The following is a 19503-nucleotide window of genomic DNA, read 5'->3' as shown; positions in this document are numbered from 1 at the left end:
AGCTCGTTTGCAGAGCCAGCACCTGCGCCTGAAGATGTTCATTCATCGCGTTTTTTCCCTTCCCCAGAAGACTTCGGTTTTCCCCGCCACCTCGGCATGCTCGAAGAAGCGGTCCCCGGCAGAGATGAGGGCCTGGTCCGCCGTCGAGCGGATGCGGTAGCCCTCGCGATTGTTGTCGAGGGCGCGGCTTTCGCAGTTCACCACGAGGCGACCGTTCGGCCCGTCCTCGTGAACAATCGTGTCCACGAACCCGCGATAGACCGGCTCGATGAAGAGGACGGCGCCGGTGTCGGGATGCAGATAGGCGTCCGACGCGGTCACCGGCCGCTGGTGGTAATCCTCGGCCTCGATCGTCGCCAGGACCGCAGGCGTCAGCCCGTCGTCAGGTGCGGCCGCGAGGCTGATCTCCAGCCCCTCCGCGTTCATGCCCCACGAGCCGGGGATCGCGGCAACTTCGATCACGCCGCCCGGCAGGTAGGTCAGGCCGCCGAACGTGAGCGCCTCCGCTCCGGTCCAGAACGCATAGGTTCCGCTGCCGAAGTCAAAGCGCATCATCCCGCGGATGTTCGCGCGCCCGGCGTCCAGTAGCGCCAGGGTCTCGGCGTTGAGCGACCTCATGCCCGGCTCTCCATGAGCTGGAACGATCCGCGCCATGCCGCGTCCTGAACGCGGGTTTTCGACCACGACCCTGGCACCTGGCGCATCACGAGCTCGGCGCGATCGAACCGTGCGACCGCCCCGGCCACGAAGCTCCGCGGCAGGGCAGGCTCAACGGTCACGGTTCGCACGGTGCCTGTGCCGGTCGCCTCGACGATGCGGCCGAGCGCGCGGGAGGCGCCTTGCTCGAACGTCACGAAATCACCGGCCGACAGGACGAGCGCCGTGTGGACGCCGGTGATCCTGACGACATTTCCGCTCGTGATGGTCGAGACCGTTCCCGCCTGCGCCGGAGGGACCGGCGTCGAGGCATGAGCGCGCGGTCCTGTATAACCCGAGTGCCGGTAGAGGACCGGTCGCAGCGCCCCGCGCAACGCGTCGCGCCACGCCTCGAACGCGCGGAAGTCCGCCTCGTGCATCGCGACCGTCGAGAGATCGGCCGTCCAAACAGGATCGGCGAACTCGACCACGTTCGTCAGGCGCGCGCCGGAGCGGGATGACGATTCTGAACGCGCGATGGCGAGGTCGGCCCAATATCCGACATTCGGGAGCGGCGAGGCCATCAGAAACCGCTCCGGTTCATGCCTCGGGCGCTCGCCATCTTTTCGCCTATGGTACGACCGGGGCCCAGCTGCCGGTCATAGGCGCCGACAGTGTTCGCCGCGACGCCGCTGCTGATCCGCTCGACTGCCGCCTGCCAGTTTCCGTCCTGATCGACGAACACCCGCACGTCGGCGATGCCGCCCGCCGCGCCATGGCGCTGACCCGGCTTCGTGATGGCCACATGCTCGTTCGGGCTGGCGCGGAAGGCGACAACCTGACTGTCGATGCCGCCGGCACCGCCCACCTTGAACTCGCCGCCGTTCGCGAAGCCCGGCAGCTTGAACCCGCCGAAGAGAGACGCGAGAAAGCCGCCACCTCCGGACCCGCGCGAGCCGCCGCCGAAGATGGCCTGGAAAGCGTCGCTGATGAACATGTTCGCCAGCTGGCTCATCGCGTCGCCGAGGACGTCGGAGAACCGCTTCGTGCCGTCGATGAGACCCTGAAACGCGCTGGCGAACATGCTGCCCATGCGGTCGCCCGCCTTCGAGAGCGTGTCTGTCGACTTCTCTGCCTGCTTGGTCGCCTTGTCGAAATCGACCTGCGCCTGAAGGACCGCCCGGTTGTAGGTATCCTGGTCGATCTTCCCGATGCGCAGAAGTTCGTTCAGCCGGGCAATCTGCGCCTGGTAGCGTTCGAGCGGCGTGCGGGTTTGCTCGAAGATCCGCGCAGCGTCCTGCGCATCCTTGGAGAGCCCGGTCCGTCCGCTGCCCGATCCTGATGCGCTGCCACCAGCGCCGCCAAGCGCTTGGTCCGCAAGATCGCCGAATGCGCGAACCGCGTTTCCGGTCTCAGTCAGCTCTCGCCGCGTGCCCGCCAGATCGAGGGCGTTGCCACGCCAGCTTTCGAGCGCGCCGTTGAGGCTGGAGGCGATACCCGACTGCGCTTTCGCGAAGGTGTCGGTGAAGACGGCGGCGACATCCGCCGCGGCGGTGCCGGCTTCCTGCGTCCAGCCGCTCAGGTCTGGCGTACTGAATCCGTCGAGCGGATCGTACCCTCCAAGCGAACGCCCTGCGTTGATCACAGACAGAGCCGCGTTCAACCCGGTCGTCACTTTCTCCAGCGCCCATTCGACGACCTCAAGAAAGCCATTCATGGCACGAGCGGCCACGTCCTTCATCAGGTCGGGGAAGTTGCTGAACGCGGCCACGAAGGCCTGCTTCGTCGCCTCCCCTGCCGCGCCGAGGAACGCGATCTCCCGGATCGTCTCATCAATACCCCAGCCCCACTTGCGCACGGTCTCGTCCGCCGCCTGCGAATTGGCGTCGGCGACCTCGTTCGCGCCGATCGTCCAGAGTCCCGTCCACTGCCCGATCATCGCGGCAGTCTGACGCGTCGCCTCCCACCAGCGATCGAAGGCGCCGCGCGCGGCGGACTGGATCGACTGACCGGCTGCTTGGACATGCGGGATGACGCCGGCCCACGCGGCAGCCATGTAATCACCGAGCGATGCGGCCTCGCCGGCAATGGGCTGGATATCGTGACGGAACAGAGTCAGGGCGGTCGCAGCCGCCGTGATGCCGACCGCCAGAGCACCCATCGGGTTGCGGGCGATCGCAACGTTCAGACGGTTCATCGCCACCACGAGTTGCGTGTCGATCGCGACGGCGATGGCGCGAACCTGCCCGAGCAGCTGCGGGGAGAAGGCCGCCGCCATTGTGATGCCCGCCGTCGCGGCCACCTTGGTCAGCGTGCCGATATGCTGCGTCACGTAGAGAAGTCCGGCGGTCACCGCATCGAGCCCGCGGGCGAGAATGTCGGTCATCCCCCCACCGGTGACGAAGCCTTCGAAGAACTCCTCAAGCGCCTTCTGCGCGTTGGCGAGAGACTTCGTCAGACCGGAAAACCCGGCCTCCGCTGCACCCTTCACCTGACTTTCCAGCTCGTCCATCAGGACGGCGGCAGCTTCGGCGTTCCTGCCCATCTTCGCCAGTTCGACGGCCATCTTCCGGCCTTCGGCAGTGAAGGTGATGCCTCGGGCCGAGAGCATGGCGAGACCCTTTTCCGGGTTCTCCAGCGCGCGGGCGAGGCCGTCGAGGTTCTGGCGGAGGTCGCCGCCCCACGCGGCGGACATGTCGTCGGCGAGTTCGATCGCGCGGAAGAAGATGTCTTCGCCGAACCCGTAGGAGGCGAGGTTCGCGGCAACCGCCATCACCTCTTCCCCGGCCCGCCCGGTCCGCATCTCCAGTTCGTCGGCCCACTCCGCAATCTCGGCGGCCGAAGTGTTCGCGGCGTTGCCCGTGTTCGCCAAGACCTGATCGACCTTCCGGCTCGCGACCTCCATCTGCTCCATGCGGTAGATGGCGGCGGTCACCCCGGCGGTGAAGCCGGCGGCGATGACCGCAAGGCCGGCGGCCAGTGTGCGCCCGAGCGCCGCGATGTCGTCCTCGACCTTCTGGAGGCCGTCTTCCCATGCTGCCGTCTCGAGTCCCAGATCGACGCGCAGCGCACCGATCACAGCGTTGCCGGACATGACTTACCCTTTCGAGTTGCAGCGGCTATCGTTCGCTTTCGCGAGACGAAGGAGTAAAAATGCGACGGTATATTGCGATATGCGCTGCTGCGGTGATGCCCACCGCAGCGCTTGCCCAAGCAACTCAACAAGGATGGAGCGTCGTTTACCGGCAGGATACTTTCTCGGGTGAAGTCTATGCGGTCGGCGCAGTTTCCGAGGGCGGCGATGGCTTCATGAAGTCGAACCTATTGGCTGCTTGCAGCAACGCTGGCGGGCTTCGATTTGTATTTTTGCCCGGAAACATTTCCGGCGGCGGACCAACCACGGTTCAATTTCGGGCTGGGGAAGAGACCCGCGATGTTCTGTTCTCTGACACCGATATGCAGAACGTCGGGGCTCAACGAGCGAGCAATCCTGCCGATAGCGAAGCTCTTGCCGAAGCATTCATGAGTGCAAACAACGATCCCATCCCCTTTCGCTCGTCCAACAAACAGGGTTCATTCCCATCGATTGGCGCGAGTAAAGTGTTTGAGATCATTGAGGCGAACTGCCCACAGAGGTGAGTGCTGCCGTCCACTGCAGAGCAATGGCGAGATGATCTTCCCACCCCTGCGCTTTTGGCCGCGCCCGCTTCTCTCCGTGCAGGAGCGTCTTCAGCTTCGGTAGCTTCTTCGTTCTCGCCAGCGCCTCGACGTGCCAGGCGAGCCAGGCGCGCTCGTTATGCTCGCGTCGGAGGCGTCCCGCGACGCCGTCCATGACGACGCCGACCTCTCGAAGGGTCAGGCGCCAGAAGAGATCTGGCGCCTGACCGCATTCAACCCATGTCCGCAGCAGCGCGAGCCAGTCTAGCCCTTCGCCGCTGCCTTCCGAGGGCGGGCGGTTCCCTCCGCCTCCTCTGACGGGAAGGCCAGCGTGAAGGCCCGCCCGATCGCGGGAAGCGCGGCGTTCACACCGACCTTGGAAAGGACATCCCCGGCACTCTCCAGCGAGATGCCCGGATGATGGTCGAGGAGCGCGGCCCACACGATCTTGCGGATCATGCTGATCCGCAGATTGTCGCGATCCTGCAGCTTCGCGACGACCTGCATCATCGGCAGGTCGACCGCATCTTCGAGTTCGCACATGGCGTTCGTCGAGAAGGAGAAGGTGAACTCCTCCTCCCCAACCTTGACGGCGGTCCCGCCGCGGTTCGGGTTCGGCATCGTCAGGCTGCAGTGCCGGTGACGTAGGAGCCGGTCACTTTGAACGTGACGGTCGCCGTCATTTTGTCGTCGGTCGGAGCCGCCGGCTCGTAGCCGGTCAGGATGCCCGAGAAGGTCCAGGTGACATCGTTGGGAAAGGTGATGCGGCACTGGACGCGCTCACGCGCCGCGCGGACTGCCTGGATCTTCGTATCCGCCGGGCTGCCGGGAATGAAGTTCATTTCGAACGAGCATTCGCCTGGATCGTTCAGGCCGGTAATGAACTCGCGCGTCGCGTTCGGCGACTGCGAGTGGGTCGCGTCGATGACATCGACGCTGTCCGAGGGCGGGGTGATGTCGTACACCTCCGCGATCTCGACGAAGTCCGCATCCGCAGCAGCCTTCAGCTCCAAGCGGGAGCCGTGGCCGATCATTGCACCCGTTTCAGCCATCGTCCTGAACCTTTCGATGATGGATCGTGAAATCGAGACTGACCCGGCGCACCTGCGCCCCGCCCGTCCCCTCTTCGAAGGACTGCCGCTCGTTCTCCAGAAAGCAGCCCTGAAAGCTCGTTTGCGCGACCTGAGTCCGCAGGCCGGAAAGGGATGCCTCGACCGCGCGCGCAGCTTCAAGGGCTCCGAGGAACGTCACCGCCCAGGCGTCCACTTGGACGCGCGAGACGACGAGGCCGGATGGCCCGGCGTTGTGATAGTCACGCACGCCCGAGACGCCGGTCAGCGTCACGGCGGGCAACGCGGATGTCTGCGGACGGACGAGCCAGTCCACGCGATTGCCGACGAGCGCCGCCAGCCCGGCATCGGCCAGGAGGTGCGCGACGAGCGCCTCTTCCATTGGTCAGACTTCCTTGTGCCGGAAGGCGAGCCGCCTCGTGTTCCGCGCGACGGCGGCGTCGATCTCGGCCCACAGCGAATCGCGGATGATGCCGAGCGCGTTCATCTTCTCCGCATCCCAGGCCGGGCGCATGAAGGGCTGCGCGGGCTCCTTGAAAGTGCCGAACTCCTGCGTGATCGCCTGCGGGTTCGGGCCTGGGCCGACATACATGGCGACGCTCGACTTGGCCGCGCGACGCCAGCCCTTCGACGTCTTGACCGAGCCACTGCTGCCGCGTTGCGAGCGCGACAGCGTCGGGCTGACGTCGATCGATTCATGGAGCTTCCACGTATCGCGCGGCGCGTTCTGCCGGGCCGCGCGCGCGATCGGCTCGCCTCCCTCGCGCAGCACCTTGCGCATGGCGGCGCGCCCGGTCGCTTTCGGCAGCTGACGCAAGGCGTCTTGGACTTCGCGGAGCCCCTTGATGTGAACGACCCCGCGCCTCAAGCGACAAGCTCCGCGCGCGCTGTCGCCTCGATCCGCAGACCCTCTCGGCGACCGATCTCGAAGACGCCGGTCACCTGATAGGTCCGACCCTCGTAGACGAGACGCCAGGTCGGATCGATTTCCTTCGTGCGTGATGACCAGCGGACCTCGAACACCGAGGAAACCTCTGCCCCCACCTCCTGCGACGCGACACGCTCTCGCGCCGTTGCGCGGCGGTATGAAGCCGAGACAGTCAGCTTAACGGGCGGGCCGGGCACGAGCTCGTTCAGCGCGTTCCGCGTCGGCGCCCCGTCTCGCTCCAGCGTGACGCGCCGATCGAGATCGCCGGCACGCATCAGGCCACCCGAAGGTGATAGGGCCAGAGCAAAGTTTCCACGGCCATCGGAATCTCAGTCGCTATGGTTCCAGTGACCACCGCTTCGCGGTTCGCGAACCAATGGCCAACCATCAGAAGTATCGCCTGCTTGAGTGGCGCAGGGGCAACCGTCACCAGTTCGCGCCCATCCCCCTCTCCGCGCCACTGGCCATAGCCCGCGCGGTAGCGAATACGGATACTGCCCGGAGCATTGCAGGGCGGCCCCCTGACCAGTCCGTCCGGTTCAACGATGACGCCGGCGATTTCTTCGCCCTCGATGGTCGCGCTGATGACTTCGATGACGGGCCGGCAGGGCAAACGACGCGGCCATGCGTCTGCAAGGAGCTCCAGGGTCTGGACGCCCACCGCACGACCCAACCGCCCGGCGGGGCCATCGATGTGCCCCTGCGCGGCAGCGATCAGCGCCTCGACGTAAGAATCGTCCTCGCTTGGCAGGGGCGCGCCGTCGCCATCGGTCTCGAAGATGCGCAGGTGGCGTTTTGCCTCTTCGAGGCTCACAGCCGGCGCCGGCCCATCGATGACGACGACGCGCACCGATCAGCTCGCCGACTTGTTCGACGGCTTGGGCGCCGCCTTGTTGTCGGGCTTGGGTGCCGCCTTGTTGTCCGGAGCCTGCGCTCCCTTCTCGGCTGCAGCCATGGGTTCGGTCTCCGTTGCCAGGGGTTCAGATGCGCCAGACGAAGGCGGCGAGTCGGACGAAACCGCAGCCGGGTCGTCCTTCGGGGCGGTGACGGTCGCGGCTGCGGGCGGTGTGGCCTCGGCCGCGATGGCCGCAGCAATCTCGTCAGCCGTACTGCGCGAGGCGTAGCCGGACGGGGGATAGTTGGACGCCTTGTAGCCAGCAGCGACGAACTCGCCGACGGTCGGACCGTCGGACTTCAGAGCCGTGCTCGCGCGCAGCGTCCCGTTGCGGATCAGGTGGAGGACATCGGCCTCCTTCGCGGTCCGGGTTTCGCCCTCACGATAGAAGCGATCTCCGCGGTGGGTGCGCAGAACGTCGAAATCGGTGACGGCGGGTTCTCTGGGCTCGTTGGGCATGGTTGCCTCCTTCGGTTCATGAGAAGGGCGGGCAGGAGCCCGCCCCTCGGTATGAGCCGAAGGTTCAGCTGCCGGGGGCCTGAGCCGCCGGAAGAATGCTGCCGTAGATGAAGCATTCGCGCCGGTAGACCGCGAGAGCGAGCCGCTCCTCGCCGAGGATCGTCACCTTGTTGCGGGTGAAGTCGTCGTTCTGGAAACCCACCTCGATCCGGCTCGTCCACTGATCGAAGATCTGCGCGCCGAGCTGGAAGGCGCCGGTGAGGAATTTGCCCACAGCCATCTTCGGCGTCTCGACCACCGGCAGGTTCCAGAGGGTCTTCGCGATGGAGCCCTGCGGATTGCCGATCAGGTAGCGGCCGACCTCGTCCTTGATGGTCTCGATCGACGCCCAGTCGATCGGGTGCAGGACATGACCGGTCGCCGGATACTCCGCCAGCACCGCCTGAAGCATGGCGATGCGCAGCGTATCGATACCCGTGTGCGGAGACGGCGCCTCGTAACCCGCCGGCAGGGCGAACGCCGTCGCCTGCGGAATGATGCCGTGGAGGTTCTCGCCGGTGCCGTCACCGAACAGGAGCTGTTCTTCTTCCTCGAGTGCGAGACCGAAGGTCAGGCGACCGTCGATCATCGAGCGGATCTGCGGAAAATCCGAGAGCATCTGCTTGGAGACGCGGAACCAGTGCGCGATGACCTTGGTCGAAACGTCCTTGTCCGTAAGCTTGATGCTGGACTGCGGCTTGAGTTCACCCTCCGCGACCGGCGCGGCGGCGTTCGCGAAGCCAGTCTCCTGAATGTACTGGATCAGGGGACCGCTCGTGGTGCCGGGCGTCAGAAGATCGCGAACGACAAGGCGACGGCGGGGCAGCTCCTGAATGCCGGGCAGGCGAACCGGAGCGACGGCAGCGCCGACCGAGCCATCGGCGTTCGTCGTCGCGCTCGTCAGGTCCGCCTTGACCGACATGCTGGCCGAGGCCCCCGAACGCGGCGCCCCGGCGAGCGCCTTGAACTCTTCGGTTTCGACGAACTGCTCACCGAAGGACTTGCCGCCTTCACCCCCACCGAGGTTCGCGCGCGAGAGCTTCTGCTGCAGCTCGGCCAGCTCCTCGGAGAAGCCGTTCATCTTCATGAGCGCCTCGTCGGCCTTCTCCTTGATGGAGGAGCCGAGCGTCTCGCCCGCCTTGGCCTTGCCGAGGGCATCCTCGGCGATGCCCTTCACTTCGGCGATGGCCCGCTCGTGCGCCGCCTTGATCTCTCCGGCCAGCTCGGCGGCGGTCTTGGTGCCGCCGCCACTTCCACCGCCGCTGGCCTCGAAGCAGACGCGGGGGCCGAAGTGCATCGAACCGAGATGGCCGACGCCGAAGATGGCTGCGGTCACGGGAGCGATGGAATGAAGGCCGACCTGCATGGCCGGATCGGCCAGGGCGGGCGTGCCGGCAGCCATCAGGCCGATGGCAGCGACGAGCGCGAAGGCGAGGAAGCCCACGCAGAACTTGGACTTGACCATGATGGTCTCCGTTAAAGTTGGGGGTTTGGCCTACCGGCCGGTCATGGCTCGCAGGAACGCGAGACCGTCATCCGCTTCGGCAGGTTCCCCCTGCCCCTTCAGGTGGATGCGCGCGGCACGCTCCGCCTGCGAGTTCGAGAAGCCCAATCCCTTGAGCCACAGCTCGAACTCCCGCTCGGTCAGCCGGTCCCCGGCCTTGAGCTTGTCCGTCAGCTCCTGCGCGGCCTTCGCGGCCTTCACGCTGGAGATCGTCGCGTTGTCGTTCGCGCCGATGGATACGATCGAGACCTCGTGAAGGCTGAGCTTCTCCAGCGTCCAGACGTTCGTCTCCGTGTCGACCGAGTATTCGCGGATGCGATAGCCGATCGACAGGCCGTCGATGTCGCCTTCCTTCAGAAGCTCGTAGGCTTCGCGGGCGCGCTGCACGCCCATGTTCAGACGGCCCTTCATCAGGAGGCCCTTGGCGTCCTCGCTGGCCTCCAGCCACTTGCCGATCGGCTGGCTCGGGTCGTGCTGCCAGAACATCTTCGGCATGGTGCCGGCGGCCTTGTGAGCCGCCAGCGATTCGGTGAAGGCGCCGGGCGCGATGACGTCGCCGTAGCTGTCGGGCTCACCGCCGAAGGTTGAACCATACCCCTCGAACTCGCCTGACTTCTCCAGCGCCTTGATGCTGAGGAGAGGCGCAGCCTTGAACAGCCCGCCGCCGAGATCGACGCGAGGGAGGAACCCGGAAGTGTTCATGATCAGCTATCCCGCTGTTCGGCGATCAGGGCGCGGACCGCGTCTTCGTCGATGTCGGTGATGGGGCGGTTCTGCATCTGCATCCGCGGCACGTCTCCGCCCTCGACCGGCGGCAGGTTCTCCAGGGCACGGACTTCGTTGATCGTCATGGCGCCGATCGAGGTCATCTCGCGGTAGAAGCGCGAGCGCCCCGCACTGTCGGCACGCAGGAGCCCCTCGATGTTGAACTCGATCGAGATGCCAGCCGTACGATCGGCGGGCGTGAGAAGCTGTTTCTCCAGCGCCTGTTCGATCCGCTTCAGCCGCCGGCGAAGGGTGAACCGCTGAAAGCCGAGCGTCTGTTGCTCGATCCCGGTCCCCCAACTGGTGGACTTCTCGGTGTGACCGATCATGTGCGGAGGCATCTGGAAGAGCTGGCAGACCTGCTCGACCGAGAGACCCATGATCTCCAGAAGCTGCGCGTCGATCGGGTTGATCGACAACGCTTTCAGCTCGGCGCCGCCCTCTGCGATGTATGGCTTGCCGGCGTTCATCGCGCCGGCATAGCGCTCGGTCAGCTTCTCCTCGGCGACGTCGCGCTGCTCCGGCGTCAGCCATTCCTTGAAGGCCAGCTGGACGCTTGGCCGTAGACCGTTCCGGAACGTCGCAGAAGCCGCGCGCTGGGCGGCGCGCGAAAGGCCGAATGTCTGGATCCCGAAATGCAGCGTCGACATGCCGCCGAGAGGGTTTCCGCCGAAGCCGCGAATATGCAGCATCGTCGCGTCCGTCTCGACGAAGTAGCGACCGTCCTGCGTCCACCGATACTCGATCGAGCCGTTCGCCAGGCGCCGCACGGACACCCCCGCCGGCATGACCGGATGCAGCCCTGTAACCTTGGATCCGCTGCGCTCCACGCGCGCGTAAGCATTTCCCCACAGCTCGAGGCTCGCCGACATAAACTCCCAGAAATCGACAGACGTCTGATCGTAGTTCGGGCTGTCGTGAAGCACCCTGTAGAGCGGATGATCGCGGGCGACGGCCCGGTCGCCCTTCGAGTCGCGACGGTAGACCACAAGGGGCAGCGTCGCGACGGTGCCTGCAAGAAGGTTCACACACGCCCAGACGGCCGGAATGCCGAGCGCCGCGTTGTCGGTGATCGTCTCCCCGGTGTCCGCGCTCGACCGCTTCCACTCGACGCTATCGGGCTCGCGCACCGCGAGGTTCCGCACGACGGAGGTGGCGAGCGCGATGGCCGTCTTGCGAAGTAGGTTCATGCGGCGCCTGCAAGGCTGGCGAAGAAGCCGTCCATCGTTCCGCCCTTTCGCGCCTCGGGATTGCGGCTCATCAGTTGCACCGCGTTGAACATCGCGATCAGCGGATCGATCTTGGCCTTGCCGGCTGCCTGCTTGGTGATCAGCACCGCGCTACCGCGCTGCTCAACCTTCGCGTTCGAAACGACCCAGGCGCCCAGGCCCGAGCCATCGTGCCAGAGCGTCCCGTCCTTCAGCTTCCGCTCGGCGCCGAGGATGGCGCCGTTCAGCCGGAAGCCCTGAGCCACGGCGGCGATACGGTCGCCCTCGATCCCGATCTCGGCGAGAGCATCGACGAGCGCGGCAACGCCGACAGGGTCGAGGCCGATGGCCCATTTCTCGGCAAGTATGCCGGCCTTATCGAGCCGCTCGACGATCTCGCAGAACTCGCGCAAGTCTTGCCCTGGATCGGCCTCGCAGATCGTCAGCGACCCCTCTTCCACGAAGTCACCCAGCTTCGAGACGATCTCCTTGCGGCGCTGCAGGACATCGTCCTGCGCCCACGCGCGGAGCACGGCGAGCCACTCGCGGGTCACCCGGTCGCGGCCGAGGAAGCATGCGCCGAACAGGTCGTCGAGGCCGCCGCCGTCCGCACCGACGACCACGACGTCGCAGCGCTCGATCAGCGTCTCGATCGTCAGGCTCTTGTCCCCGGCGCCGATCCAGTACGGGGCACCGGCCCAACTGTCCGACCGGTGACGCAGGCCGATCTCAACGTTGAAGTGCTGGCTGGCGAGAAGCGCGAGCGCCTCGGCCCCCTCCTCCTCCGCCTTGATCAGAGCGTCGATCAGGAACTGTTCCTGAACCGACTTGTGGAGGTTCGGGTTGACCATCGCCCAGGTGCGGCGATCCTTCCATCCGTCGTCGGCCGCGACCTCTTCGGGAAGCTCGTAGAGGACCGGCAGCATCGGCAGGATGAGTTCGCCATCCCGGACCTTGCGGGCCGTCGCGAGCTCGGACTTGAACACGCCCGTCGGCGGCTCCTTCGACTGCGTCGTCACCTGAATCAGGAAGCCGTCCGGCCGGGCCGCGAGGGCGCCGCGGATCTCGGTGAAGATGTCCGCTGCGTTCGACTTCTTCGCGAAGACGTGCGTCTCGTCGATCAGCGTGTACGTCTGCTTGCCGCCGGTGATGACGTCGGTATCGGCCGCCTTGACCTGCAGTTCCGCACCGCTGCGCCGATGGACGATCAGGCGGCTGTGATGCGAACAGCGGAAGATCTTGTCGAGCTCTGGGTCCGCCCGGACGATCCCCATCGCCTGCTTGTAGGCGATGTCCGCGATCTTCTTCGTCGGCGCCACGAACAGCCCCTCGGCGCCCGGACGGCGGTTCACGATCATGGCCGTGACCATGATCGCGCCGGCACCGGAGGATTTCGAGTTCTTCTTCGGCATCAGCACGAAGTACTCTTGGATCATCCGGCGATTGGTCTCCGGATCGTAGGAGCCGAAGATTGCCCGCACGAGCGGGTCGAGCCAGACGCTTCCCGCCTCCGCCATTGTCGGCTGGCCGATGACGTCGGGAAGACGCAGGCGATTGAAGACGCGGTGGCCGAGTGCCGCCTCCTCCTCGAAGAGAGGCAGGTCCGGCACAAGCGTTCGACCCGCTACGATTCGCTCCTTCCAATCGAGGCAGGCGGTCGACCAGTTCATCAGTTCCGCCGGGCGATGACGCGGGTGAGGTCGGAGCCCCATTCCGTGCCGAGGCCGGCGCTCTCGGCCGCGAGCTGCGCGGCCTCCTTCTTGCCGAGCTTCTCGGCCTTCTCCTCTTTCGCGGCGGGCTCCTTGCGCATGAAGGAGCGCTGCGCCTCCATCTGATCGTTCTCGGCGAGCAACTTCCGGAACTCGCGCATGGCGCCGACATTGCCGGCGTTGACCTGCTCGAACAGCTTCTCGGCCAGGCGGGCGTCCAACCGGTCGCGGGCGAGAAGGCGGACCTTCAGCTCGTTCTTGTAGGCCCTGCGAAGCGTCGGCAGGCTGATGACCAGCGCTCTCGCAATCCGCTCATTGCTCCAGCCGAAGGCGAGGAGCATCGCGACCTTGTCGCGGTTGGCCTGCGTCGCGACATGGGCCGGGCGGCCCCGCCGCCCGTGGTTCGGGTGGACCGGATCGCCGAAGAGGTCGAACACCTGAGACACGACGGCCTCCTGAAAACAAAACGGGCCGACCGCTTGGCCGACCCGATCAAACCCCTGTCTGACAGGGGTTCCAGCAATGACGAGGCGACCGAACGCTCCGAAAACTCGGCCCCGCAGAAATAAAATCTCCGCGTGAGAGAGACGCCGGTTCCCAGAGGGTCGAGCCCTCCGAACTTTCAGACGCCCCCCGGCCTCCGGATCGAGCCCTCGCCCGCTTCGCCTTCGCCGTCTTCCCGTTGTGGCAGGGCAGGCAGAGCAGGCGGATGTTCGCCGGGTCGAGCTTCGCCCCGCCGTCCTTGATCTCTTTGACGTGGTCGCCGATCACGCGGCCGGGCGTCCCGCACTCCTGACAGACGCTCCCGCGCTCCCGCTTGATCGTCGCCATGAGCCCGCGCCACTCGGGCGAGAGGTAGAAGCTATCGGCTTCCTTCGGGGGCTGGCGAACGCGGGAGGGAGGGGAACCGATCCGCCCCGGCATCTGCGACAGTCGAGCCATAGCCGAGCTTCCCGTAACGCGCCGGGCGATCCTTCGAGAACAGCGGACCGTCTTCCGGCAGAACGCAGTCGGCGAAGCGAGAGAGGTCCATCGAGCGCCCTGCCCCATGCGAAAGCCCCGCCGAACTTGCGCTCGACGGGGCCAAAGTAATTCCACGGTTTCCGTGGTATTCGCTTGCGTCACCACGGTTTTCGTGGGATAACGCTCTTACCGAAGCAATCCCGCTTCGGCAGGACTAGGAGGCACCCATGAGCGTCAAGCTCACCTTCCAAGTCCGGATTGGCCGGTGGAGACTGACCCTCTCCATCAGCCGGTAACTCCGGGGGCCGGGGGAGCTAGCACTCCCTCGGTTCCCGGAAGATAGCAAAGCTCGGAGACCCCTTCAATGATCCTTGCCGATGACGCCGACCCCCGAGCGACCCTGCGCCAGTGGCGCGAAAGCGCCGACCTCTCGCAAGCCAAGTTCGCCGAGGCGATGGGCGTCCCGGTCCGAACCTACGAGGACATCGAGACCGGGCGCTCGAAGGTGCGGCCGATCCATATCAACGCCGCCGCGATGGCGATGCTTGAGCTGGCCGCGAACGGCGCCGGCTCCGGCATCCTGCCCGAGCGGCTTCGCCGGCTCGCCGAGCGCGCCGTCAGCGCGAACCCTACCTCTTGAACGACGAAGGGCCCGCTTGCGCGAGCCCATGGTTCTCCATCCTGGAAGATCGGCTATCCCGTCTTCAGGGCCACCCGGCGCTCGGCTACGAAGGCTGCGACACGGATCGGTGGTTCGTCCGGTTGCGATGTAGGCAGACGCCGGGCGCGATTGCAATCCCCTCACAGCGCCGCGGAGAGGGCCGCTGGTTCGATTTCCACAGGTCGGAGCGCTCCGAAGACCTCGATCAGCACCCGCGCGGACTGGCGCTCCGTATAGCCGTCGAACTCGACGACTGTCCCCGCATAGGGTCCGTCCTTCACGACGAGGCTCTGTCCGGCGGTATAGACTTCCTCCGAGGTCCGCAGGCCGCGCCGCCAATGCGCCTTCGCCCGCCGCTCGTCGAAGACGCCCGTCGCGCTGAAAGCCTGATACTGCGCGACCTCCTCGGCGGGCAGCGGCCTCACTCCGCCCCGACGATCGCCGAGGCCGATCGCCTGCCGAACCCCATCGATCCGCCGGAGCGTGTCCCAGGCCTCGTCGCGCAGCGGCACCTTGGCGAACAGGTATCCGGTCAGGATCGGATGCAGCACGGTCCGCCGGCTCTTCGTGTAGCGGCGGCGCACATGCCTGCGGCCGAGCGGCATCCACGGCTCGAAGCCCATGCGCTCCAGCCCGTCGAAGGCCTGCATTTCGCAGCGCGGGTTCACGCGGATGATGAACCATCCCCGCTCGTCGGAGGCCTTCGTCCGCCCCGAGAGGACGGTGACGCGGTCGTTGAACTCGGCCTCGCTCCAGATCTTCATCGCCGCGCCCCTCATGCCTCGGCCCGCACGGCCGCCTCGAATGCGTTCAGCCCCTCCGGTCCGCCGGCAGGCAGGTGGATCACCGGCTGGTCGCCGGGGTCCGGCATCCAAGGCCAGCCGCGCCGCTCGAACTCGGCTTGCCATGCGGCGAACACGGGGGAGCCGACCGGCACGGGCTCCAGCGCCTCGGCGCCGAACTCGTGCCAGCGCCGGGCGAAGTTCGCCCCCTGCCGCAGCCGGGCGCGCCCGAACAGCGCGCTCACCTTCGGCCAGCCCTTGCCGGGCTCGGGCTCGGTCGTCAGGAGGTGCGCGACGATCCACGCGCCCCACGCCTTCGAGAAGGGCGTCGCGAACTCGTTGAACGGGATTTCGGCCGGGGGCGGCAGCTTCTCCCAGCGCTTTTCCGAGAGGTAGACCGCGAAGGTGCAGACGACGGTTCGCCCGCCCACCTTGGCCGCCGCCTGGTAGTCCGCCATCCGCTCGGCCGCCGCCTCGCGCTCGGCCTCGGTCAGCGTCAGCGCGGCGGCCAGAGCCTTGGGGGCGCTGTCGCTGACGTAGCTCGGCCACTGCGGGTGGACCCGCTTCACCCAGCGTTCGATGGCCTTGCGATTTTCGGCCTCGCGCTCCCGCGCTCTTTCTCGAAGTTCAGGAGGGGTCGTTAAAGAGGGGTCGTTAATAGGTGCCGGTCCAGAGCCGGCAGGGGGTGCCGGTCTAGGACCGGCAGGGGGTGCCGATATACCGGCAGGGGTGCCGATATACCGGCACGGGTCTGTCCCCAGGTTCTCCACAGCTTGTCCATCGTCTTCGTCCACGATGGGAATATGGTCAGGCGAGGGATGCACCGGGTCGAGAATGACGCGGTAGGAGTGCGCGCTGTCGCGCCCGCTTTCGGTCTCGTGGACGAGGCGGTCCAGATAGCCGGCCTTGATCAGCCGCTCCACGGCCTCGAACACGGTCGAGCGGGAACAGTCCATTTCCGCCGCCATGCGCTTCTGGCTGCGCCGGCACCAGCCGAGCTCGTCCGTGTGGCGGCCGAGAACGCACAGCACCTGCAGGTCGCGCGGCTTGAGCTTCCGGTCCGTCGCGGCCCGCGCGGGAATGATGGAGAGGCGTGGGTTGCTCATGCGGCTTCCAGGATGGCGCGGACGGTCGCGTACGGCGCCCGAAGGCGCGCGGCGATTTGGTTGGCGGGGACGCCTCGTGAGGCGAGGACGAGGATCTCGGCGACGGGCGCCGCCGCATCGCGGGGCGGCGGGGCGATCTCCGGCGCCGCCACGGCCTTCCGCCGGGCGGGGCCGCGCCGAGGGCGGTTAGCTCGAACGGGCTTCGGCTTCGCGGCCTCGGTCGCCTCGATCAGGGACGCGCGCGCATGATCCTCACAGATGGCGAGGACGGCCTCGACGCAGCGGACGTGGAAGCGCGCCGCCCAGGCGCCCTCCCCGCCATATCGGCGCGCTCTGACGAGGCCGAACTGTCCGCGCCCGCAAACGGGCAGGCCACACCATCGGCAGGATGAATTGCCGGCGGCGCTCATTCCGCCGCCTCGAGCGCAGGCTCGACCGCCAGATGTGCGCAGTTCGCCGAGACGAGCGCGGCGGCGAGCGGCGGGCAGACGGAGTTGCCACAGCACGAGCCTTGAACGGTCGCCGAGAGCGCAGAGCCGTCAGGGCGGCGGTCGATCACGTAGCTGTCGGGGAAGCCCTGCGCCCGGAACCGCTCGCGCGGCGTCAGCATCCGCATGCCGATATCGGCGATGGCGAAGGTCTCGCCGTCGATCTCGACGGTGACAAAGCCGAACCGGTCCTTCGTCGTGTCCGTGTGCATCGGATCGTCGATCCGGGCGCCGTCGCCGGTCCCGTAGTATTTCGTCAGGAAGCCGGAGATCAGCGCAGCGTGATTCCCGCCGGCGCAGAACGTCTTCGTCGGACGATCGAGCGCACCTTCGCCGCCGCGAGTGTTCGAGGTATAGGACCAGTTGAGATGTGCCGCGACGACCGCTTGCTGCGCCCCGGCGACGGTGATGGTCGCGAGCGGTTCGTCGGCCGCTCGGCCGGGGTTCACGCCGCCGATGCGGCGCGCATCGTTGTTGTGCTGCGCGAGGAACGCCGATACGACCGCATGCTTGGCCGCGCCGCCGACCTGCGTCCCAATCGGCGCGTCGATGTCGAGGCACCGGGGCGCCTGCCCCTCTCGCTCGCCGTAGCCGGTCTGGACCATCGTGGCCGCGACAACGCACCCGTCCGCCTTCGCCGTCAGGGTGCCAAGCGGCTCGTCACCGCCGCGAGGGGCGCTCTGCCCGGCCCGTCCGCCGCAGCCGACGAGCGTCGGCACGATCACCGCGTTCTGGTCCTTCGGGCTGGCGGTGATGGTGTGGATCGGCTCGTCGGCCGCGCGCACCGAGCCGCCATGCTGCGCGGCGGTGACGACGGGCGCGAGCAGCGCGTGATTGTTTCCGCCTGCATGGACCGTGCCGAGGGGCTCGTCGATCCCGTACTCGCGACGCCCGCCCGAATAGCCGTGAGCCAGACCGACGACGGACGGCACGACGATCCCGAGCGGAGCGGCCCCGCCGGGGCGCTTCACGAAACTGTTGGCCGTCACGGTCGCGAGCGGCTCGTCGAGCGGATGGCCGGTCGCGCCGGACTGGAACTTCACGATGTAGGGCTTCGCCGCGTCCAGCACGTAGCGCGTCACACCGCGCGCGATCCGCCGCATGGTGGCGTCGGCCAGCGGGCGCACCGCGCGCACCCCGTGCTTCGCCATGATCTCGGCGGAGGTCGCGAAGATCGAGGGGCACGGCAGGGACCAGTCGATGATCTCGGCCGCCGTGCGCCAGGGCAGGAGCTTGCCCCTGGCGATCAGCTTGGCGTCGGCCGCGTCCTTCGGATTGCCGTGCGTGCGCTTCGGCCAGACGATCCGCTGCCCGTCGCGTCGCGCGATCATGAAGAAGCGCTTGCGGATCGTCGGCGCGCCGTAGTCGCAGGCGCGCAACTCGCGCCATTCGCAGCGATAGCCGGCCCCGCGCAGCCGCTTCATCCAGTCTTCGAAGATGAGCCCCCGAAGCTCGGGGATGGCGCGCCCCTCGTTGTCGAGCGGCCCCCACGTGCGGAACTCTTCGACGTTCTCGAGGATGATGACCTCGGGCTTCGCTTCCTCGGCCCAGCGCACCACGACCCATGCGAGGTCGCGGATGTTGCGGTCGAGCGGCTTGCCGCCCTTGGCCTTGGAGAAGTGCTTGCAGTCGGGCGAGGCCCAGAACAGGCCGAGCCGCCGGCCCTTCGTCACCTCCAGCGGCGACACATCCCAGATGTTCGAATCGAGATGTAGCGTGTCGGGATGGTTTACCTCGTGCATGGCGAGCGCGTCCGCCGAGTGGTTGATCGCCACGTCCGGCGAGCGGCCGAGCGCCATCTCGATTCCGGTCGAGGCTCCGCCGCCCCCGGCGAAGCTGTCCACGATCATCGGGCGCGTGAGGTCGTGCGGGTGCGCGGTCATGCCCCGGCCTCCACGCTGTCGATCATGTCGAGGAGGACTGACGCGGCCTCGCGCAGTTCACGCGCCACGGCTCGCCGATCGGCCTCGCAGAAATGGTTGTCCGCCCAGGCAGCGGCCTTGGCCGCGACGACGTCGGACAGCTCCTTGCCGACGCGCGCGATGTCGGCGGGCTCCGGCTGGCGCCGGACGCGCGACGGGCTGTTGGCCGCGCGCCGCGAACCGCTGTCGGAGACGATGGCCCGTCCGCAGAACCGCTCGAGCCGCCAGATGTCGTCGAGCGGCATAAATCGGTCGGGCCGGTTCGGGTTCGCGTAGCTGTCGATCAGCGACCGGCTCTTGCCGTCGAGCAGGGCGGAGCAGGCGTCCGACCCGCCGCAGGCGTCGATCAGGGCGCGTGTCGCGGCTTTCGGCGCGGCGACGTCGGGATGAACCAGCGTCATCGCGCCGCCTCCTGTGCCGGGATGACCGACGACGGCACAGGACAGGATGCCGCGGCGGGCGCATGTTCCCTCAGGACAGAACAGGAGGACCCGTCATGATCGGTAGTATGAGCGTCCAGAAGAGCATCGGCGGTCACGCCGCCGATGCCTTTTTCGGCCGCCAGCCGGATCAGGGCCTTCCAGTACCGGGGCGGGATGGAGCCGCGCCGCTTCATCTCAGAGATCGCCGACGGCTTCACATCGCCGAGGGACCGAGAGACGGCAGCGTTACCTCCAAGATCGTCGATGAGAGAACTGACATTGATCATGT

The 19503-nt window shown here is 67.0% G+C and carries 24 protein-coding genes; 2 read left to right on the top strand and 22 right to left on the bottom strand.

The window, feature by feature from the left end:
• Window positions 1-42 precede the first annotated feature (42 nt).
• The 3 genes from AC6R2M_RS04565 to AC6R2M_RS04555 are packed head-to-tail and all read right to left on the bottom strand — an operon-like array spanning window position 43 to window position 3730.
• Window positions 43-654, bottom strand: coding sequence for a baseplate hub domain-containing protein (locus AC6R2M_RS04565; protein WP_500485918.1), 612 nt, complete (start codon window positions 652-654; stop codon window positions 43-45).
• Window positions 615-1220, bottom strand: a complete 606-nt coding sequence (locus AC6R2M_RS04560; protein WP_500485916.1) for a hypothetical protein — start codon at window positions 1218-1220, stop codon at window positions 615-617. The genes AC6R2M_RS04565 and AC6R2M_RS04560 overlap by 40 nt, the downstream gene beginning before the upstream one ends.
• A complete protein-coding gene (locus AC6R2M_RS04555) occupies window positions 1220-3730 on the bottom strand; it encodes a hypothetical protein (RefSeq protein WP_500485914.1) in 2511 nt (836 codons plus the stop codon). Before AC6R2M_RS04555 ends, AC6R2M_RS04560 begins: the two co-directional genes overlap by 1 nt.
• Before the next feature lie 59 nt (window positions 3731-3789).
• Between AC6R2M_RS04555 and AC6R2M_RS04550 the strand changes: the two genes are divergently transcribed.
• Window positions 3790-4275: a hypothetical protein gene (locus AC6R2M_RS04550; protein ID WP_500485912.1), complete on the top strand. Its 486-nt coding sequence runs from the start codon at window positions 3790-3792 to the stop codon at window positions 4273-4275.
• Window positions 4276-4557: 282 nt separating this feature from the next.
• Here AC6R2M_RS04550 and AC6R2M_RS04545 read toward each other — a convergent pair whose 3' ends face one another.
• The 13 genes from AC6R2M_RS04545 to AC6R2M_RS04485 form a co-directional block, all read right to left on the bottom strand.
• A complete protein-coding gene (locus AC6R2M_RS04545; RefSeq protein ID WP_500485910.1) occupies window positions 4558-4914 on the bottom strand; it encodes a GTA-gp10 family protein in 357 nt (118 codons plus the stop codon).
• A 2-nt stretch (window positions 4915-4916) separates the two neighbouring features.
• Window positions 4917-5345 carry a phage tail tube protein gene (locus tag AC6R2M_RS04540; protein WP_500485908.1) on the bottom strand — a complete coding sequence of 143 codons (429 nt, stop codon included), beginning with the start codon at window positions 5343-5345 and terminating at the stop codon, window positions 4917-4919.
• The gene (gp17, locus tag AC6R2M_RS04535) at window positions 5338-5745 is read right to left on the bottom strand and encodes a tail completion protein gp17 (protein ID WP_500485906.1); all 408 of its coding nucleotides are present in this window, start codon (window positions 5743-5745) and stop codon (window positions 5338-5340) included. Before gp17 ends, AC6R2M_RS04540 begins: the two co-directional genes overlap by 8 nt.
• 3 nt (window positions 5746-5748) lie before the next feature.
• A complete protein-coding gene (locus AC6R2M_RS04530) occupies window positions 5749-6231 on the bottom strand; it encodes an HK97-gp10 family putative phage morphogenesis protein (RefSeq protein ID WP_500485904.1) in 483 nt (160 codons plus the stop codon).
• Window positions 6228-6566 (bottom strand): head-tail adaptor protein, encoded by a 339-nt coding sequence (locus tag AC6R2M_RS04525; RefSeq protein ID WP_500485902.1) that lies wholly within the window; start codon window positions 6564-6566, stop codon window positions 6228-6230. Before AC6R2M_RS04525 ends, AC6R2M_RS04530 begins: the two co-directional genes overlap by 4 nt.
• Entirely contained in the window at window positions 6566-7141 is a 576-nt protein-coding gene (locus tag AC6R2M_RS04520) for a head-tail connector protein (protein WP_500485900.1), read from the bottom strand. The genes AC6R2M_RS04525 and AC6R2M_RS04520 overlap by 1 nt, the downstream gene beginning before the upstream one ends.
• Window positions 7142-7144: 3 nt before the next feature.
• On the bottom strand, window positions 7145-7645 hold the full coding sequence (locus AC6R2M_RS04515; RefSeq protein ID WP_500485898.1) for a hypothetical protein: 501 nt from the start codon (window positions 7643-7645) through the stop codon (window positions 7145-7147).
• A 64-nt stretch (window positions 7646-7709) separates the two neighbouring features.
• Entirely contained in the window at window positions 7710-9149 is a 1440-nt protein-coding gene (locus AC6R2M_RS04510; RefSeq protein ID WP_500485896.1) for a phage major capsid protein, read from the bottom strand.
• A 30-nt stretch (window positions 9150-9179) separates the two neighbouring features.
• Window positions 9180-9890: an HK97 family phage prohead protease gene (locus tag AC6R2M_RS04505; RefSeq protein WP_500485894.1), complete on the bottom strand. Its 711-nt coding sequence runs from the start codon at window positions 9888-9890 to the stop codon at window positions 9180-9182.
• A gap of 2 nt (window positions 9891-9892) precedes the next feature.
• Window positions 9893-11143 carry a phage portal protein gene (locus tag AC6R2M_RS04500; RefSeq protein WP_500485892.1) on the bottom strand — a complete coding sequence of 417 codons (1251 nt, stop codon included), beginning with the start codon at window positions 11141-11143 and terminating at the stop codon, window positions 9893-9895.
• Window positions 11140-12831, bottom strand: a complete 1692-nt coding sequence (locus tag AC6R2M_RS04495; protein ID WP_500485890.1) for a terminase large subunit domain-containing protein — start codon at window positions 12829-12831, stop codon at window positions 11140-11142. Before AC6R2M_RS04495 ends, AC6R2M_RS04500 begins: the two co-directional genes overlap by 4 nt.
• On the bottom strand, window positions 12831-13316 hold the full coding sequence (locus AC6R2M_RS04490) for a hypothetical protein (RefSeq protein ID WP_500485888.1): 486 nt from the start codon (window positions 13314-13316) through the stop codon (window positions 12831-12833). Before AC6R2M_RS04490 ends, AC6R2M_RS04495 begins: the two co-directional genes overlap by 1 nt.
• Before the next feature lie 46 nt (window positions 13317-13362).
• Window positions 13363-13701: an HNH endonuclease signature motif containing protein gene (locus AC6R2M_RS04485; protein ID WP_500485886.1), complete on the bottom strand. Its 339-nt coding sequence runs from the start codon at window positions 13699-13701 to the stop codon at window positions 13363-13365.
• Window positions 13702-14197: 496 nt separating this feature from the next.
• Between AC6R2M_RS04485 and AC6R2M_RS04480 the strand changes: the two genes are divergently transcribed.
• Window positions 14198-14473 (top strand): helix-turn-helix domain-containing protein, encoded by a 276-nt coding sequence (locus AC6R2M_RS04480; RefSeq protein WP_500485884.1) that lies wholly within the window; start codon window positions 14198-14200, stop codon window positions 14471-14473.
• 161 nt (window positions 14474-14634) lie between these two features.
• Here AC6R2M_RS04480 and nusG read toward each other — a convergent pair whose 3' ends face one another.
• From nusG to AC6R2M_RS04450, 6 genes are read right to left on the bottom strand one after another with little or no spacing between them, the layout of a single operon-like run.
• Entirely contained in the window at window positions 14635-15258 is a 624-nt protein-coding gene (gene nusG / locus AC6R2M_RS04475; protein WP_500485882.1) for a transcription termination/antitermination protein NusG, read from the bottom strand.
• An 11-nt stretch (window positions 15259-15269) separates the two neighbouring features.
• Window positions 15270-16382 (bottom strand): helix-turn-helix domain-containing protein, encoded by a 1113-nt coding sequence (locus AC6R2M_RS04470; RefSeq protein ID WP_500485880.1) that lies wholly within the window; start codon window positions 16380-16382, stop codon window positions 15270-15272.
• Entirely contained in the window at window positions 16379-16792 is a 414-nt protein-coding gene (locus AC6R2M_RS04465; protein ID WP_500485878.1) for a hypothetical protein, read from the bottom strand. Before AC6R2M_RS04465 ends, AC6R2M_RS04470 begins: the two co-directional genes overlap by 4 nt.
• Window positions 16789-18753 carry a DNA cytosine methyltransferase gene (locus AC6R2M_RS04460; protein WP_500485876.1) on the bottom strand — a complete coding sequence of 655 codons (1965 nt, stop codon included), beginning with the start codon at window positions 18751-18753 and terminating at the stop codon, window positions 16789-16791. The genes AC6R2M_RS04465 and AC6R2M_RS04460 overlap by 4 nt, the downstream gene beginning before the upstream one ends.
• Window positions 18750-19193: a hypothetical protein gene (locus AC6R2M_RS04455; protein WP_500485874.1), complete on the bottom strand. Its 444-nt coding sequence runs from the start codon at window positions 19191-19193 to the stop codon at window positions 18750-18752. The genes AC6R2M_RS04460 and AC6R2M_RS04455 overlap by 4 nt, the downstream gene beginning before the upstream one ends.
• Window positions 19190-19501: a carph-isopro domain-containing protein gene (locus AC6R2M_RS04450; RefSeq protein ID WP_500487490.1), complete on the bottom strand. Its 312-nt coding sequence runs from the start codon at window positions 19499-19501 to the stop codon at window positions 19190-19192. Before AC6R2M_RS04450 ends, AC6R2M_RS04455 begins: the two co-directional genes overlap by 4 nt.
• Window positions 19502-19503: the final 2 nt, after the last annotated feature.

The organism is Aureimonas sp. CAS (assembly GCF_059838215.1).
This window is presented reverse-complemented; position numbering and strand designations above follow the sequence as displayed.

Coding starts and splice junctions, on each gene's coding strand:
- AC6R2M_RS04560 (WP_500485916.1), bottom strand. CDS start 1,220: ATGGCCTCGCCGCTCCCGAATGTCGGATATTGGGCCGACCTCGCCATC.
- AC6R2M_RS04485 (WP_500485886.1), bottom strand. CDS start 13,701: ATGGCGACGATCAAGCGGGAGCGCGGGAGCGTCTGTCAGGAGTGCGGG.
- AC6R2M_RS04460 (WP_500485876.1), bottom strand. CDS start 18,753: ATGACCGCGCACCCGCACGACCTCACGCGCCCGATGATCGTGGACAGC.
- AC6R2M_RS04515 (WP_500485898.1), bottom strand. CDS start 7,645: ATGCCCAACGAGCCCAGAGAACCCGCCGTCACCGATTTCGACGTTCTG.
- AC6R2M_RS04555 (WP_500485914.1), bottom strand. CDS start 3,730: ATGTCCGGCAACGCTGTGATCGGTGCGCTGCGCGTCGATCTGGGACTC.
- nusG (WP_500485882.1), bottom strand. CDS start 15,258: ATGAAGATCTGGAGCGAGGCCGAGTTCAACGACCGCGTCACCGTCCTC.
- AC6R2M_RS04480 (WP_500485884.1), top strand. CDS start 14,198: ATGATCCTTGCCGATGACGCCGACCCCCGAGCGACCCTGCGCCAGTGG.
- AC6R2M_RS04565 (WP_500485918.1), bottom strand. CDS start 654: ATGGCGCGGATCGTTCCAGCTCATGGAGAGCCGGGCATGAGGTCGCTC.
- AC6R2M_RS04450 (WP_500487490.1), bottom strand. CDS start 19,501: ATGATCAATGTCAGTTCTCTCATCGACGATCTTGGAGGTAACGCTGCC.
- AC6R2M_RS04500 (WP_500485892.1), bottom strand. CDS start 11,143: ATGAACCTACTTCGCAAGACGGCCATCGCGCTCGCCACCTCCGTCGTG.
- AC6R2M_RS04470 (WP_500485880.1), bottom strand. CDS start 16,382: ATGAGCAACCCACGCCTCTCCATCATTCCCGCGCGGGCCGCGACGGAC.
- AC6R2M_RS04545 (WP_500485910.1), bottom strand. CDS start 4,914: ATGCCGAACCCGAACCGCGGCGGGACCGCCGTCAAGGTTGGGGAGGAG.
- AC6R2M_RS04465 (WP_500485878.1), bottom strand. CDS start 16,792: ATGAGCGCCGCCGGCAATTCATCCTGCCGATGGTGTGGCCTGCCCGTT.
- AC6R2M_RS04540 (WP_500485908.1), bottom strand. CDS start 5,345: ATGGCTGAAACGGGTGCAATGATCGGCCACGGCTCCCGCTTGGAGCTG.
- AC6R2M_RS04505 (WP_500485894.1), bottom strand. CDS start 9,890: ATGAACACTTCCGGGTTCCTCCCTCGCGTCGATCTCGGCGGCGGGCTG.
- AC6R2M_RS04510 (WP_500485896.1), bottom strand. CDS start 9,149: ATGGTCAAGTCCAAGTTCTGCGTGGGCTTCCTCGCCTTCGCGCTCGTC.
- AC6R2M_RS04550 (WP_500485912.1), top strand. CDS start 3,790: ATGCGACGGTATATTGCGATATGCGCTGCTGCGGTGATGCCCACCGCA.
- AC6R2M_RS04495 (WP_500485890.1), bottom strand. CDS start 12,831: ATGAACTGGTCGACCGCCTGCCTCGATTGGAAGGAGCGAATCGTAGCG.
- AC6R2M_RS04525 (WP_500485902.1), bottom strand. CDS start 6,566: ATGCGTGCCGGCGATCTCGATCGGCGCGTCACGCTGGAGCGAGACGGG.
- gp17 (WP_500485906.1), bottom strand. CDS start 5,745: ATGGAAGAGGCGCTCGTCGCGCACCTCCTGGCCGATGCCGGGCTGGCG.
- AC6R2M_RS04455 (WP_500485874.1), bottom strand. CDS start 19,193: ATGACGCTGGTTCATCCCGACGTCGCCGCGCCGAAAGCCGCGACACGC.